At 45.3% G+C, this 13,838-nt stretch carries 13 protein-coding genes; 9 read left to right on the forward strand and 4 right to left on the reverse strand.

The features are described 5' to 3' along the window. The first annotated feature begins 512 nt into the window (after nucleotides 1-512). The 3 genes from ACF8CV_RS06395 (at nucleotide 513) to ACF8CV_RS06405 (ending at nucleotide 4,413) form a co-directional block, all read left to right on the forward strand. Entirely contained in the window at nucleotides 513-2,678 is a 2,166-nt protein-coding gene (locus tag ACF8CV_RS06395; RefSeq protein ID WP_230391719.1) for an Ig-like domain-containing protein, read from the forward strand. Between the two features lie 131 nt (nucleotides 2,679-2,809). After that, nucleotides 2,810-3,451: an alanyl-tRNA editing protein gene (locus ACF8CV_RS06400; RefSeq protein ID WP_120458764.1), complete on the forward strand. Its 642-nt coding sequence runs from the start codon at nucleotides 2,810-2,812 to the stop codon at nucleotides 3,449-3,451. A 134-nt stretch (nucleotides 3,452-3,585) separates the two neighbouring features. After that, entirely contained in the window at nucleotides 3,586-4,413 is an 828-nt protein-coding gene (locus tag ACF8CV_RS06405) for an AraC family transcriptional regulator (protein WP_138937498.1), read from the forward strand. Nucleotides 4,414-4,472: 59 nt separating this feature from the next. Here ACF8CV_RS06405 and ACF8CV_RS06410 read toward each other — a convergent pair whose 3' ends face one another. Next, nucleotides 4,473-5,360 (reverse strand): DMT family transporter, encoded by an 888-nt coding sequence (locus ACF8CV_RS06410; RefSeq protein WP_015296859.1) that lies wholly within the window; start codon nucleotides 5,358-5,360, stop codon nucleotides 4,473-4,475. 120 nt (nucleotides 5,361-5,480) lie between these two features. On the opposite strand from ACF8CV_RS06410, the gene ACF8CV_RS06415 reads away from it, so the two are divergent. The 6 genes from ACF8CV_RS06415 to ACF8CV_RS06440 all read left to right on the forward strand — a co-directional run bounded on the left by ACF8CV_RS06415 (nucleotide 5,481) and on the right by ACF8CV_RS06440 (nucleotide 8,867). Further along, nucleotides 5,481-5,963: a MarR family winged helix-turn-helix transcriptional regulator gene (locus ACF8CV_RS06415; RefSeq protein ID WP_005464470.1), complete on the forward strand. Its 483-nt coding sequence runs from the start codon at nucleotides 5,481-5,483 to the stop codon at nucleotides 5,961-5,963. Nucleotides 5,964-5,996: 33 nt separating this feature from the next. Then, nucleotides 5,997-6,350 (forward strand): MmcQ/YjbR family DNA-binding protein, encoded by a 354-nt coding sequence (locus tag ACF8CV_RS06420; RefSeq protein ID WP_025554373.1) that lies wholly within the window; start codon nucleotides 5,997-5,999, stop codon nucleotides 6,348-6,350. A 124-nt stretch (nucleotides 6,351-6,474) separates the two neighbouring features. Further along, the gene (locus ACF8CV_RS06425; RefSeq protein ID WP_005477866.1) at nucleotides 6,475-6,909 is read left to right on the forward strand and encodes a DUF962 domain-containing protein; all 435 of its coding nucleotides are present in this window, start codon (nucleotides 6,475-6,477) and stop codon (nucleotides 6,907-6,909) included. Between the two features lie 87 nt (nucleotides 6,910-6,996). Further along, complete coding sequence (gene cyaB / locus ACF8CV_RS06430; RefSeq protein WP_138937499.1) at nucleotides 6,997-7,542, forward strand: class IV adenylate cyclase; 546 nt, start codon at nucleotides 6,997-6,999, stop codon at nucleotides 7,540-7,542. A gap of 183 nt (nucleotides 7,543-7,725) precedes the next feature. Continuing rightward, entirely contained in the window at nucleotides 7,726-8,058 is a 333-nt protein-coding gene (locus ACF8CV_RS06435) for a hypothetical protein (protein WP_005464576.1), read from the forward strand. 182 nt (nucleotides 8,059-8,240) lie between these two features. Next, nucleotides 8,241-8,867 carry a sugar O-acetyltransferase gene (locus tag ACF8CV_RS06440; protein WP_005464401.1) on the forward strand — a complete coding sequence of 209 codons (627 nt, stop codon included), beginning with the start codon at nucleotides 8,241-8,243 and terminating at the stop codon, nucleotides 8,865-8,867. An 80-nt stretch (nucleotides 8,868-8,947) separates the two neighbouring features. Here the strand turns inward: ACF8CV_RS06440 and ACF8CV_RS06445 are convergent, their stop codons facing one another. From ACF8CV_RS06445 to ACF8CV_RS06455, 3 genes are read right to left on the reverse strand one after another with little or no spacing between them, the layout of a single operon-like run. Further along, entirely contained in the window at nucleotides 8,948-10,036 is a 1,089-nt protein-coding gene (locus ACF8CV_RS06445; protein ID WP_171055876.1) for an outer membrane protein, read from the reverse strand. A 1-nt stretch (nucleotide 10,037) separates the two neighbouring features. Next, nucleotides 10,038-10,517: a hypothetical protein gene (locus ACF8CV_RS06450; RefSeq protein ID WP_005485695.1), complete on the reverse strand. Its 480-nt coding sequence runs from the start codon at nucleotides 10,515-10,517 to the stop codon at nucleotides 10,038-10,040. 11 nt (nucleotides 10,518-10,528) lie between these two features. Continuing rightward, nucleotides 10,529-13,684, reverse strand: coding sequence for a response regulator (locus ACF8CV_RS06455; RefSeq protein WP_138937501.1), 3,156 nt, complete (start codon nucleotides 13,682-13,684; stop codon nucleotides 10,529-10,531). Nucleotides 13,685-13,838 lie beyond the last annotated feature (154 nt).

Here is a 13,838-nt window from a genome sequence, read left to right on the forward strand (position 1 = left end):
CTTGCCTATTGTTTACCAGAAAATAGGGAAGTCATTAAAAGTGACTCCCAACTTTAAATCGAAAACTTGAGCTGATTTTTATATCACGATGAGACGATTTTGATATTTAGCATATTGTCGAATTGAGCACTTCCCATTACATTTTTTTGCCATCTCATAGATGGTCGTCGAAGTAAATAAACAGAATGTAATTTCTAAATTTATGTATTGTGAGAATCACGATGAGTGAACATGAGTTCATGTGCTCGTTTGACGAGCAATTAGCGATGGCCAAAAGTGAATTAATTTCAGCAATTACCCGTTATCGAGAAAACATCTTGATGAGAGATACTAAAAACAGAGCTGAGTTGGAGGTTGAATTAGAGAAAAAGTTTCATACATACGAAGCGCTAACCAGTCAGCGGTATTGCTGAGTTGTTTGTATTCATAATTTGAATTTTTAATGTTGTCTAATAATAAAAGTTTGAATGTTTGACTCTATGATAAGCAAAAATACTTTTAATAAGATCGCAATGCTATTACTCCTCACGAGTTTGTTTGGTTGTAATAGCGACAGTGGAAGCAGCACTAGCCAACCACCAATGAGCTTGCCAGAAGAAGTATTACCTGACGAGCCAGAAATTGAAGCGCCAATACCGGAACTGCCAGTGCCTGAGTTTCCTGATATTTCCAAACCGGAAGTTCCTGAAACGCCAGAGGTGACGCCGCCGGAGCCTTCTGATCCCGTTATTCCCGAGCCGCCAGTACCAGACAAAGTGGTGTCTCGTATTGCGCTAAACCAAAGCCGTGTGTCGCTTGCAGAGGGTGAGCTGGCACAAGTGAAAGTCATCGGCTTTTATAACGATGACACTCAAGACGACCTTACATCACAAGTTGTTTGGAACGTTGAAAATGCTGACATTGTTAACATCGACGAACGCGGTGTGATTACAGCGCTTAAAACAGGTGTTTCGGTCATTCGCGCAGACCTAGATGAGTTCAGTAGCGAAATGACTGTACAGGTTGTGGACGCGAAGTTGACCAACATTTACTTCGATCTGCCACATAAGGCGATTGCTAAAGGGCTAAGCTTTCAAGCGAAAGCTTACGGTGAATATACTGACAAACAAACCCGTGATATTAGCCATCTCGTAGAGTGGGACTCCACAGATTGTAGCGTTGTCATGCCAGGCACAAATGGCATTTTCACCGCACAAGATGAGGGTGACGCGGATATCTATGCCGAACTTGATGGCTTAACCAGTACGCATGGTTCTATTACTGTCACGCCTGCGGTATTAGTGAGTATGGACATTTCGTCAACCGCACTGGAAATGCCGTTGGGCACACATAAGCCTTTGGTGGTCATGGGAACGTTGAGCGATGGTGAACAAGTCGACCTCACCCGAGGCATCACTTGGCACGCCGACAACGATGTGGTTGAGATTGTCGACAACGTTGTGAAAGCCAAACATAAAGGAACAGCGTTGGTGACGGCTGCGTTAGATGGTGTGCAAAGCGAGCCAATACAAGTGCAGGTGACCGATGCAATCCTAACAAATATTGAAGTGACAACGAATGCGTCGAGCGTGGCAAAAGGCAACTCGACCCAGCTGTCTGCACAAGGAGTTTATAGCGATGAAAGCCGCGTTGAGTTGACCGAACAGGTTGCTTGGTGGGTTGATAATCAAGATGTCCTACAACTAGAAGGCGATCGCGTTAAAGGTCTTGCGGTAGGGCAGGCAATGGTTTACGCCACCAAAGATGCGATCACCAGTGCACCATTGCAAATTCAAGTAACGAATGCGGTGTTAGAAAAAATCCATGTTCATCCTAGTGAAATCACTCTAGAGGAAAAGAACGTCCAGCGATTTTATGCCTACGGTGAATATAGCGATGAAACCACTCAGGATGTAACGAATCGAGTGACATGGCGAAGCAGTAATAAAGCGGTTTTAGATTTGATTGCTGGTGGACTCTCAAATAGTGCTCAGCTTGGTTCGGTCACCATTTCAGCTTCCTTTGGGGAATTAAAAGGCACCTCTGAGGTCAAGGTTGTTGAGGCGGAAGAAAAAGAGTCTGCCATCTCTATTTGCCCACAGCCTCGTTCAGGAGAAGGAAGCGCGGAAGTGTGTTTGATGGTAGCGAGTGATGAAGATGGTCGCCTATTTACCGCACCACCATCAGTGAAGCTCATGAACAAACTAGGCTATGAGCTTGTTAAACCTCTGAGCTACGACGCGACAAAACCGAAAACTTACGTTGGCATCAAAACGGAAGACGGTACACGCGGCCCTGAGGGTGACTTTGCGATGTTCAACCAATACGGACGTGATCGCACAGGCTTAACCAGCCAATACGCAAACTGGTGTCATGATTTGTCTGTAAGAAACTTTGCTGGTCGTGACAACTGGCGTCGTGCCACTCGCAATGAGTTGTTTAGCTTGTATCGTGCATCACGAGGCAGTGTTTGGGACGGGACTGAAAGCATCTATGAAGAAGACAAAGATGGCGGAGGTTTTGGTTGGCCAGCGAATTCGGAATATTGGTCTACTTCGCTAATGGATTTACCGCATCATGAGGGCGTCGTGTATGACATCATTAACCTGCATCGAGGTCGAGCGCAGTTGGTGATGGATGCTCGAGACCCGGCTTATGCTTCCTGCGTGTCTGACGCGCCTGGCGTTCCTCTTAAGTAATTGAAAGTTAGTGAAAGTAAGTGAATAGGCTCCTTCGGGAGCTTATTTTTTATCTCATCAGCATCGCTTGACTTCACTTATTAGCCGCGTAGCATCGATGTACGTCAATATTATGTGCAAAGGAAGGCCATATGACCGTCAAGGTATTTTGGAAAAACCCTTACCAAACAGAACTCACCTCCACGGTAACTCGAATTTCGGACAAAGAAGTCGAGTTATCCCACACTATTTTTTATGCTGAATCCGGCGGACAAGAGAGCGATGCAGGTACGATCGACGGGATTCCTATCGTCGGTGCAATTAAGTCTGGCTCACGCATTGTTTACACTCTAGAACGTCAACCCACGTTTCGAGTTGGCGACCAAGTGATCACTCAAATTGACTGGCAAAGGCGTTATGCGTTGATGAAGCTCCACTTTGCGGCGGAAGTCATACTTGAACTGTTCACGCAAAAATTTGCAAACATTCAGAAGGTTGGCGCACATATCTCAGCAGATAAAAGCCGAATTGATTTTGAATGGCCTGAAAGCATCACGCCACTGCTGGCGGAGTTTCAACAACGAGCTCAGGCAGTTATCGATTCGGACGCTGAGATTGAGAGCGCATTCTCTGACGAAGACCAAGAAAGGCGCTATTGGAAAGTGGAAGGCTTTGCTCAAGTGCCTTGCGGTGGTACACATCTTAAACGCACCTCTGAAGTCGGCCGCATTGCCTTAAAACGTAAAAACGTTGGTAAAGGAAAAGAAAGAGTCGAAATTACTCTGGTTAACTAACCGACTTCAGCGTTCAGTATTTCTGAACGCTGATTAAAAAATATCAAATTGACTCTCTGACCGCGAGAACTAACATTCACGCACTTTGTTCATATCGTTTCAAGATAGCGTTGACACTCATTTTGGAAATGTAAATGAAGGCTTTGATTGAGGTTCTTGACGGGCAGGTGCAACACTGTCCGATAAATCAAAAGTTTGATATTAGCTCGACGGATTTTTACATTGTCTTAAACCATAACTGTGCTTTGGAGTTATGTGATTCTAAAGGCATTAAACAGCTTATCGACCCACCTTGTTTGGTCGCTATTGGCGCGGATTTCAAAGGGCAAATCGCCATCAATTCGTTCGTGGAAAATGCCAATATTTCGGGTTTCAGACTGGCTGCGTGTTTCATCGAGAAACTCAATCAACAGTTGAACTTCCGCGATCTTTGCGATGGCGTGTTCTCGGGGAATGTAGCGGTGAGTTTCACTTTACGTCCGGGAATTGTGGATATTTACTCAGCATTAAAAGCAATGGTGAAAAAGGGCTGTGGTAACCGTTCAAATGATGAATTGCTCGATATCAACAGCATGCTTTTGTATTTGTTGATGCACTTTGAGCAGATCGCCAGTCAGGCAGAAACTCGTTCATATTCTTCGTTGTCTTCACGTATTCGCGCGCTTATTTCTAAAGATCTAACGAAGCCGTGGACGCTCAAAGAAATTGCGAAACTGGTTTACATGAGTGAGTCGACGGTAAAAAGAAAGTTGAACAAGGAAGGGACGACGTTTACTGACGTGCTGCAGGCTGCACGACTAGATACAGCACAAAAAATGGTGTGCAACAGCGATGCGAGTGTCAGTGCAATAGCTGAGCTATGTGGTTTTAAGCATACCTCTTATTTTGGTGCCTGTTTCAGAAAAGAATATGGTGTCACACCGCTTGCTTATCGAAAACAAGCCCAGCTCAGAGCGAATTGAATAACAAAACGCCCGATACAAAATCGGGCGTTCTCTTGAATATGATGGGGGATGATTACTTAAACCGTTATTACTTCTTTTCTTGCGCGCAACGACGTTAAAATTTGAGGCAGTAAAGACATCACAATCATGCCCACCATCAAGCTGTATTGGAGTGGAGTAAAGTTTTCACCCAACAGCAATAACCCAGAGACGATCCCTGCAATCGGGTTGGCAATGCCACCAAACGTAAAGTCGACCACAGACATGCGTTGCAACAACCACACATACATGCCGTAGCCTAGCGCGGTGTTGAGCACAATGACCCACAGCAGCCCGAGTGTGTTGGTCATATCGATATTCTGTACGGCATGCACATAAGGCTGCGGATTGATGGTAGCTAACACAGCCGCGGCGATAGACAGCAATACACCACCCAAAATCAACTGCCACGTGAGTACCGTCCACCAATGCATTTTTGTGCCGAGTGATTTGGTTACGCTACTGCCAATCACGATGCACATGATGGCCGCCAGCATCGCCCCTAAACCGATAGGGTTCAGCGAGATTGAGCTTGGATCGAACAAGAACCACGCTAACGCAATCAACACTGCGCCGCTAATACCTTGTATTGCGCTAGGCTGACGTTTGTAAACCGCCCAACCAAACAGCATGGCAAAGACGGGGACTGAAATCATGCCGACACCGGAAATTGCAGAAGGTAGGGTCAACGCCATCACAAAAATGAGGCCAAAGAAGAAAGCGATGTTAATCGTGCCCAATACCAATAACACTTTCCATTCGTGCTTTTTAGGCAGCGAAGGTTTGATTGCCAGTAGCAGTAGTCCGGCTGGCAGTGCCCGCAGTGCTCCCAGCAACACAGGCGGCCAGTCTGGAAGAGTGAACTGCGTAACGGCATAAGTTGTGCCCCAGAAAAATGCGGGGATCATTGCGAGTAATATGTTCATGTAAAATATCTTTACGTTGAGATAATTAATTGTAAAGGTACGCGCTAGATTGCTTTTTGTAAAGTATCTTTATGTTAAAATAAATCGTCAGACCGAATTCGTATTGGAGAAAGAAAACTCGTGGACGCAATTGATAGAGTAGTAACGCAGTGGGCGAAGGAAAAACCAGATCTTGATACCGAACCAATGGCTATCATGGGTAGGCTAATGCGCATTGCTAAGCATATGGAGTGTCGAGTCGCTGATCTGCACAAGCAATATGACCTGAAAATGGGCGAATTTGATGTGTTAGCCACGCTGCGCCGTGCCGGAGCGCCTTACCGTCTCACCCCATCAGAGTTGATTGCGTCGATGATGCTCACGTCCGGAGCGATGACCAACCGCTTAGACAAGCTAGAAAAGAAAGGCTTTATTGCCAGAGAGCACAGTAAAGAAGACCGACGCAGTGTTACTGTTGAGCTAACGACTGAAGGCTTGGCATTGATTGAGTCGTTGATCCAAGAGCATGTGGATGTACAACATAGTTTGATTAGTGGATTGTCGGCGGATGAAAAGTCACAAGTGAATCAGGCGTTAAAGTTACTACTGCCTCAATTTGAATAGCGAATCTCGTCGCAAAAAAGCTAAGGAATGAGCATGAATATCAAAGAATTGGAATCGTATTTAGAGACATTTATGTGCGCCGAAAGTGACCTCCCTTTCGGCCCTGACGCACTTGTGTTCAAAGTAAAAGGCAAAATGTTCGCGATAATCGCGGAGCGTGGTGGTCGAGAATACGTCAGTGTTAAAGTGAAACCGGAAGATGGAGAAGTGCTAACGTCCCAGTTTACCGACATCACACCGGGCTACCACCTTAACAAACGCCATTGGGTCACAGTGTATTTCAATGGTGATGCCGAAGATGGTCTCATTCAAGACTTGTGCGAGCGCTCCTACGATTTGGTTGTAGCGAAACTGCCCAAAGCGCAACGTACATTGCTTGGACACTGAAGCCAAATAGCATTTCAGGAAAGCGTTTAGGCAATAACGAAAACCATCAATTGCTCGCTGAAAAACTCGCACCTTTTTTGAGCTCGGACTATATAAAAAGAAGTTGCGTAAAAAGGGAAGTGATATGCGAGCACTATCTGACTGGTTAGAAGCCTACGGTGAAAGCCATCAAAACCCAATCAATCAAAAAATTCACAAAGTTGCCGTACCGGGTATTTATCTTTCTGTGGTTGGGCTTATTTGGTCCATTCCTCAACTTTCAATCTTAGGTTTTCAGCTCAACTGGGTTTGGTTCGCTGTCATTCCGGTTTGGGTCTTTTACTTCCGTTTATCTCTCAGTGTGTTCATGATGATGCTCGGTTACACGTTAGCGTGTATTGGTTTGATTTGGTCGTTGGAGATTCTACAGCTACCCGTCTTACACATTTCTATGCTGTTGTTTGGCGCTTTGTGGATTCTTCAGTTCATTGGGCACAAAATCGAGGGCAAAAAGCCATCCTTTTTTGAGGACCTACAGTTCTTATTAATCGGCCCAATCTGGGTGTTTCGAAAGCACTAAATGCGCAAGCTGAGTGTATTGCCACAACACGATTAAGATTTTGAGTGTAGTATTCGGCTCCTTTCGACGTTTATGTAGTAGAGGCGAGTGGTGAGTGACGCGCATTTCCAAGGGCAGTTTGAAGTCGAGTTAAAGTATCGAGTAAAAAATCATGATGCATTTTTAAACATGATCAAACAGATTGAGCATGAAGTCATGTTCGAAAACAACCAAGAGTCAGATTGGTTTTACGATACCCCACAACGCACGATGACTCAGCAGGGCAAGAGTTTAGTGCTCAGAGAAATTCAGCCTGCCGGCATCAAACTGTGGATTGTAAAAGGGCCAGAAGCTGACCGTTGTGAAGCAACAAATATCACTAAGTTAGATTCTGCTCAAAGTATGCTCGAAAACATGGGCTACGAAGTGATTCAACGCAGCAAGAAAATCAGAAGTATCTTCTTTGTCGGCGAGTTCCATATCACCTTAGATTTTCTTGATGGTTTTGGTCACTTTGCGGAGTTCGCTATTATGACCGACGACGAAACTGCTTTGGCTCGCTATCGCGAGCGGTTAGTCGCACTTGCGCAGCAGTTTCATCTGAGCGAAGCGGATAGAGAGCATCGCTCATACAAAGAGATTTTATCAGCTTAGTCGCTATTTCTTTCCTTTCTAAAACGCGAAGCGAATTCTTCCCAAAACACAATGTCATTTTTGTGTTCTTCTCATTGGTTTGACAGGCAACTCCTAGTAAACAGCACTATGATTACCATAGTGCTGATGCACTGAACCCACACTATCATTTAATGAGTGACGCTGTCACTTTGTGGAGGAGTAATGTATAACCGAGAACATAAGTATGTTTATTGGCGAGAGGAGAGAAAGAAAGGAAAATGGCACTACATCATGAAATCGTTTTTTATGATTTGTTGTGCGTTGTTGGTGGGTAAAATTATCGGTTTGTTCATCTTTGGAGAGCTTCACACTTTTCAGGACGTGACGGAGCAGTTTCCGGCAGATTTTTTCATCATGATGTTAGTTGGTTTCCCGATTAGTGTTGTGGGCTGGTATCACGAAGAGTCCAAGTTCTTCCGTGCTCTAAAACGTAAAGATAAGCAGCTAAAGATGAAGCGAGAAAAAGCAAAGCAAAACAATTCATCAGTGAGTTAATTTCATTTTGTGCGATGGCGCAACTTCCTGTTTTTTCGTGCAGTAATCCGCAAGGTTTCCATAATTTTTTGCAAATTTTGTTCATGCAAGGTCTGCTAGTTTCTACAAGACATATTCCGGTCTGCCACTGTGATTGGTTATTGTAAGACCGAAGGTAATAGAACGTTAAATGAGATGGATACATGGACCGACAATCAATGCTGCATAGTCAGAAGATTTACTTTTGTACTGACGAAGAACTCGCAAAACAGCAAACGCAATGCCTAGAGATTCTCTATGACTACAACCAAACGCGACCTTCAGAGGGCGAAAAACGTGGTGAAATTCTTCAGCGTTTACTTGGGGCTGTGGGCGATAACTGTTATTTAGAGCCACCGCTTCGAGCAAACTGGGGGCGTCACACTTATCTGGGTGATAATGTGTACGCCAACTTCAATCTTACACTTGTTGATGACACCTATATTTATATCGGCAATTCCGTGATGATTGGCCCGAATGTGACGATTGCGACAGCAGGACATCCTATAGAGCCAGATTTACGTCGGGAAGTTGCTCAGTTCAATATTCCTGTTCATATCGAAGACAATGTTTGGATTGGCGCAAACTCAGTGGTGTTACCGGGTGTGACGATTGGTGAAAACTCGGTTATTGGTGCAGGGAGCGTTGTGACTAAAGATATTCCAAGTAATGTCGTTGCGGTGGGAAACCCTTGTCGTGTGCTACGTGAAATCGGCGAGCATGACCGAGAGTTTTACTTCAAGGATCGTAAAGTCGAGGGCAATGTCTATAGCGACCAAGAAGAGGCTTAACGCTGGGCACATGAAGCGATAGATAGAAACAAGAAAAGGCAGATTGGACCATATAATCTGCCTTTGTTTGTATTGAGTAGCTAAAAGACGAAATTCAACATCACCGTGTAGAGGTTGGCATTGGTATCGGCTGGTGGGAGAGAAAACGCGCCGGAGTCGTTGTTGAAGGCGTTAAAGTGTTGCCATTCGGCATTCACTGACACGTTGTAATCCACGTCAAACCTTAACCCTGTAAGGACGCTGTCACCGGTCTTCTTTTCGTTGTCGTCAAACTGCTGGCCATAAACCACGTAAGGGGTGAACTTGTTTAGGTTGTAGCTGGTTGCGGCGTACCACGAGGTCGAGATATCGCTGGTTTGTCCTTCGGCTGTGACGGTTATACGGTCAAACTCATATTTTGCACCCAGTGAAAACAGCTGGATGTGTTGGTCTTCATCTTTCAGCCGTATTGTTCCCGCCGCGCTGCCTTGGCCAGGTATGGGCTGCATGGCGTTAGAAAGTACGGTGGTTTGATCGTACTCGGCATTCAAATACGCAAAGTTCCAACGGTAGTTATCACCGCTTAACGTCAAGTTAAGCCCTGCTGAGTAGTTGGTGTCTATACTAATGTCCGTATCTTCACTGATGGTAACGTCGCTGCTGTAACCGTAGCCCACAAACGGCATTGCCGTGATCATCACATTCTCATTAAGGTCGTAGTTCCATCTAACAGATAGGCCATCATACGCCGTAATCCCGAGAATGCTGTCATACACTTCGTTCGGCGGTCTGGCGGTGGTAAACGCTTGTCCCACATAGTTGTATTCAGAAATAAGGAATACAGGCAAACGCAATCGACCACCACGAATTTCGACGTTGTTATAGGTGTAAGCTAGGTAAGCCCATTCTACTTTGGGTTCACTCCAATGATCTTGCGGTCGCTTGACGACTTGAACAGAAGCACGAAAAGCTTGATAGAAGTAATCAAGTTGGAGGCCGAATGTGGTGTCGCAATCGAAACAGCTGTCATCATCAATAAATCGATTCACGAGCAATGAAGTTTCGTTGTCGGACTGCGCCCAAGCAATGGAGCCAAACCCGCTAAGCGATAAGTTATCGGTCAGTTCTACTGTTGCTAAGCTCGGAAAAGCGACACTGCTAATAAGTACTGCGAGGAGCGATCTCTTCATTTCATTTCTCCGAACTGACGACATAAAGAACATGAGCATCCGACGGCAACGAGTCGACGGGGGCATAGCCAATGCGATTAGGTTGTTCTCGCATCCACGCTAACAAGATTTCAATACTGGGTTGATCAATTACTTTGGGTGGACGCGCCTTGCCTGAAAACGAAAGGCTGGCCCAATGCGCATTCATTTGCGCCAAGTTTTTATTAAGCAGGTAGCGATAGAACTCCGTTCGTTCAACGGACGTCTCTGGCCAATCAGAGAGTTCAATTCGTTGGCCTTGTAATAGTCTGGTTTTGCCTCGGTAGAGCTTCCTCGCTTTATTAATGGTCAACGCGTCAAACTGAGCGTTAAGTGAAAAAATGGCGTAACTTTCTGCGGCAAATGCCTGATGGCTCCAAGGCAACAAAAATATAAGCAGCAAACAAGCGGAGACCAGTAGTCGCAGCGCTCGTTGATTATGAGGGGGGAGAATCATGCTCATGTGTGGCTCGCCTACATTACGTTTTCGATTTGATGCAACAGTTTCTCCTTTCTCACTGGTTTTGGCACATAAGCGTCCATCCCGGAGTCAAAACAGCGTTGAATATCGTCGTCGACCACACTGGCTGTTAGCGCGATGATCGGCGTTTTTTCGAGTCCTAAGCTTGCTTCATAAGCGCGGATCTGTTTCGTTGCTTCGAAACCATCCATCACTGGCATCATGCAGTCCATTAAAATGATGTCGAAGCCACCATCGCGCTGGAACATCTCCACTGCGATCTGGCCATTTTCCGCGACTTCAAACTGATAGCCAGCCTTGCTTAACAGTAAAGAAGCAACTTTTTGATTCACCCGGTTATCTTCCACCAATAAAATCCGTTCACGTCGCATTGGCGCAGCACTTAACGTCTCACCAACGCGTTGTTTAAATTCGGGTTCTTCAAAAGCGGGCAAGCTTGATTGGTTGAGCTTTGTCGATGCAGTTACGGGAAGTCGCAACCCAACGGCTTTATCAAGTTTCTCTTTGAGTAAATCCGCCTTAAACGGTTTTGGTACGTAGTCGTCCATGCCGACGTCAAAACACTTTTGAATATCGTCATCAACAACGCTTGCTGTTAACGCGATGATAGGAATGCGGAATGTTCGATTTTCTTTCTGCTCTATTTGTCGGATTTGTTTTGTTGCCTCAAACCCATCCATCACCGGCATCATGCAGTCCATCAAAATCAGACAGTATTGGGATGTTCTGAACATGTCGACCGCTTCCTCACCATTAGCAGCGACATCAAAACTAAAACCTGCTTTGGTGACATGCAACCCTGCAATTTTTTGGTTCACAGTATTGTCGTCTACAACGAGCACTTTGGGTAATGTTTCAAGTCGGGTTGCAGGCTGGACGACGGAAATAGATTGAGTAAATCGTTCAGCACAGCTTTCAAGCGCTTTGAGTAGACGTTGTCCTAGCAAAGGTTGAGTAATGATCGCTGCGACACGGTGACCGAAATCAAGCTGTTGGCTGTGTAGATGTTTGATTAGGCAAACTTGCACATGTTGATGTTCCAAATTTCGCATCAAATCTGTGTTCTTCACTGCGGCATCTGGCGTCGTTTCAACATAAAGAATGATGATGCGTTCTTTGTCGTTAATCCATGTTGGAAGAGCACTAAGATCATGAACAGATTGATGCACTTGAATTTGATAGAAGCTCAACTCATTGCGCAGTTTTGTTTCTAGGTCACTGTCGTCACAGACGAGCCAGATTTGATTATTCACGGTATGTCGAGCACGAAAATGGGCTTGAGAAATCGGCGCTGTGAGTTGGAAGTAGAAACGGCTTCCGCGGCCTTTTTCAGATTCAAGCTGTATGCTTCCGCCCATGAGTTCTACAAGTTGCGTACTGATGGCAAGACCTAAACCTGTTCCTCCAAATTGGCGGGTGGTGGAATCGTCCTCCTGAGCGAATGGTGCGAAGATTCGTTTCTGTTGCTGCTCATCGATGCCGATGCCTGAGTCTTGCACGGAAAACTCGATGATGGCTTCCGATTCACTACTTTCAAGCGTGGTAATCGAAAGCTCTACACTGCCTCGTTCCGTAAATTTAACGGCATTGGACATGAAGTTCATGATCACCTGACGCAAGCGGTGATCGTCAATGACGATGTGATAAGGCGTGTTTGGGCTAATGCTGACGGTTAATTCGATGCCTTTCTCTTTTGCTTTTGGGGACACGATTGAGGCGATGTCATAAATTGATTCTCGCACGCAGGTTGAATGAGGACTTATCAGCAACATGCCGGACTCAATTTTGGAAAAATCCAACACGTCGTTAATCAGGCTGAGCAGCAATTGGGAAGACGTCTCTATTGTGTCGACGTAATCTCGCTGTGTAGCGGTCAACGGGGTGTCTGCCAGCACTTCAGAAATACCTATTACACCGTTGAGCGGAGTACGAATCTCGTGCGACATGTTCGCTAGGAAGCTACTTTTCGCTTTGCTGGCTTCAATCGCGTCGTCTTTGGCGCGCTCGGCATCTTCTTTGGCTTTGGTGAGTTTCTGCTTTGCTTGCTCTCTCTCATGACTGAGTTTTTCCACTTCTTGAGCAAACTTGCTTAACTCATCTTTGCCTTTGATGAGCTCAGAAAGTGGTGAGTCTTCGCTGTAATTTTCGCGGCTTAAAAACTCGAGAACAAGATGCAGGTTGTTGGTCACTTTACGCACCAAGCGAATGGTTAAACTGATAACAAGAATCGTCACCAACGACATGAGAACAATGAATACCAACCGCTGTTGCGTGGTTGCTTTAATGGTTTGTGCGAGCTTCGTTTGCAGCTCATGTTCCATCGTATCGTCGATGTCATGAAGTAGCGCCAGCCGCGTGTTCAGCGCAGCAAGTCCAGCTCCCGTTTTAAGAGGAGATAACGCTTGTAGTTCCTCTTGGTTAAGTAGCTGATCACGAAATTCTTGGCTAGTTTGAAATACCTTGTTGCTAAAGGTTTCTATCAGCAATTGGACTTGGTTCTGGTTGGCATTGAGCGCGACGAAGCGCTCTACAAGCAGTTGTTGGTTTTGAATCAGAGACTGAATCTCATCACGAACAGCGTCGTCGTAATGAAGACGCTTATTGGCTGAATAAATGAGATATTCACTCAATCGACGCTCTTCCGTCGACCAAAACATTAACCATTCCAATTGCATTAAGGAGGAAAGATGGCGATCGGTTTCGTAACTGACGTTACTAAAATAGACCTTGTCGAGATTAAGTAGGATTTGCTCAAAAGTATCTGCTCGCCATTCTGCAATATCCAGTTTTTCTTCGATATCGATTGCTGTGAACATCGAGAGGCTGGCTTCTTCAAAACTCACAAGTAGAGGCAAAACCTCAGAATCGTCGCCAAAAACGCGGGGGGTCGTTTCTTTTAGTTCTTGAATGAGCTGCGCTGTTTTGTCAGCTTTATTCGGGATGGATGGGTTATTGGGTAAATTAAACAGGTAAGAGACTTTGTCGATGTAAACAGAGAATAATTGAGCTTTTTGTAAATCTTGAGCTTGAGTCGAAAGGTTATGAACGTGTTGTCCCGCCAGAAAAAACAACAAAATGATTGGCAGTAAGACAAGGCCAAACAGTTTGTGTTTAACTGATAGGTTATTCCACGAAAAAATTCCGACCACAGCGCATTTCCATATCCAAAGGGTTGATATGAAAAGTGTAGTTTATCTATTTGGGTTGTTAGCGCTGTGAGTGCAATCGGGTTTAAAAGGGGATAAAAATGTGACGTGTTTTGCAGAAAGCTTCTCATAACGCCAAGCAAGAAGCAGAGCGTTA

The sequence above is a fragment of the Vibrio sp. zbq_1 genome (assembly GCF_043102935.1).
In the GTDB taxonomy this organism is placed as follows: domain Bacteria; phylum Pseudomonadota; class Gammaproteobacteria; order Enterobacterales; family Vibrionaceae; genus Vibrio; species Vibrio parahaemolyticus.

Coding starts and splice junctions, on each gene's coding strand:
- ACF8CV_RS06395 (WP_230391719.1), top strand. CDS start 513: ATGCTATTACTCCTCACGAGTTTGTTTGGTTGTAATAGCGACAGTGGA.
- ACF8CV_RS06400 (WP_120458764.1), top strand. CDS start 2,810: ATGACCGTCAAGGTATTTTGGAAAAACCCTTACCAAACAGAACTCACC.
- ACF8CV_RS06405 (WP_138937498.1), top strand. CDS start 3,586: ATGAAGGCTTTGATTGAGGTTCTTGACGGGCAGGTGCAACACTGTCCG.
- ACF8CV_RS06410 (WP_015296859.1), bottom strand. CDS start 5,360: ATGAACATATTACTCGCAATGATCCCCGCATTTTTCTGGGGCACAACT.
- ACF8CV_RS06420 (WP_025554373.1), top strand. CDS start 5,997: ATGAATATCAAAGAATTGGAATCGTATTTAGAGACATTTATGTGCGCC.
- ACF8CV_RS06425 (WP_005477866.1), top strand. CDS start 6,475: ATGCGAGCACTATCTGACTGGTTAGAAGCCTACGGTGAAAGCCATCAA.
- ACF8CV_RS06435 (WP_005464576.1), top strand. CDS start 7,726: ATGTATAACCGAGAACATAAGTATGTTTATTGGCGAGAGGAGAGAAAG.
- ACF8CV_RS06440 (WP_005464401.1), top strand. CDS start 8,241: ATGGACCGACAATCAATGCTGCATAGTCAGAAGATTTACTTTTGTACT.
- ACF8CV_RS06445 (WP_171055876.1), bottom strand. CDS start 10,036: ATGAAGAGATCGCTCCTCGCAGTACTTATTAGCAGTGTCGCTTTTCCG.
- ACF8CV_RS06450 (WP_005485695.1), bottom strand. CDS start 10,517: ATGAGCATGATTCTCCCCCCTCATAATCAACGAGCGCTGCGACTACTG.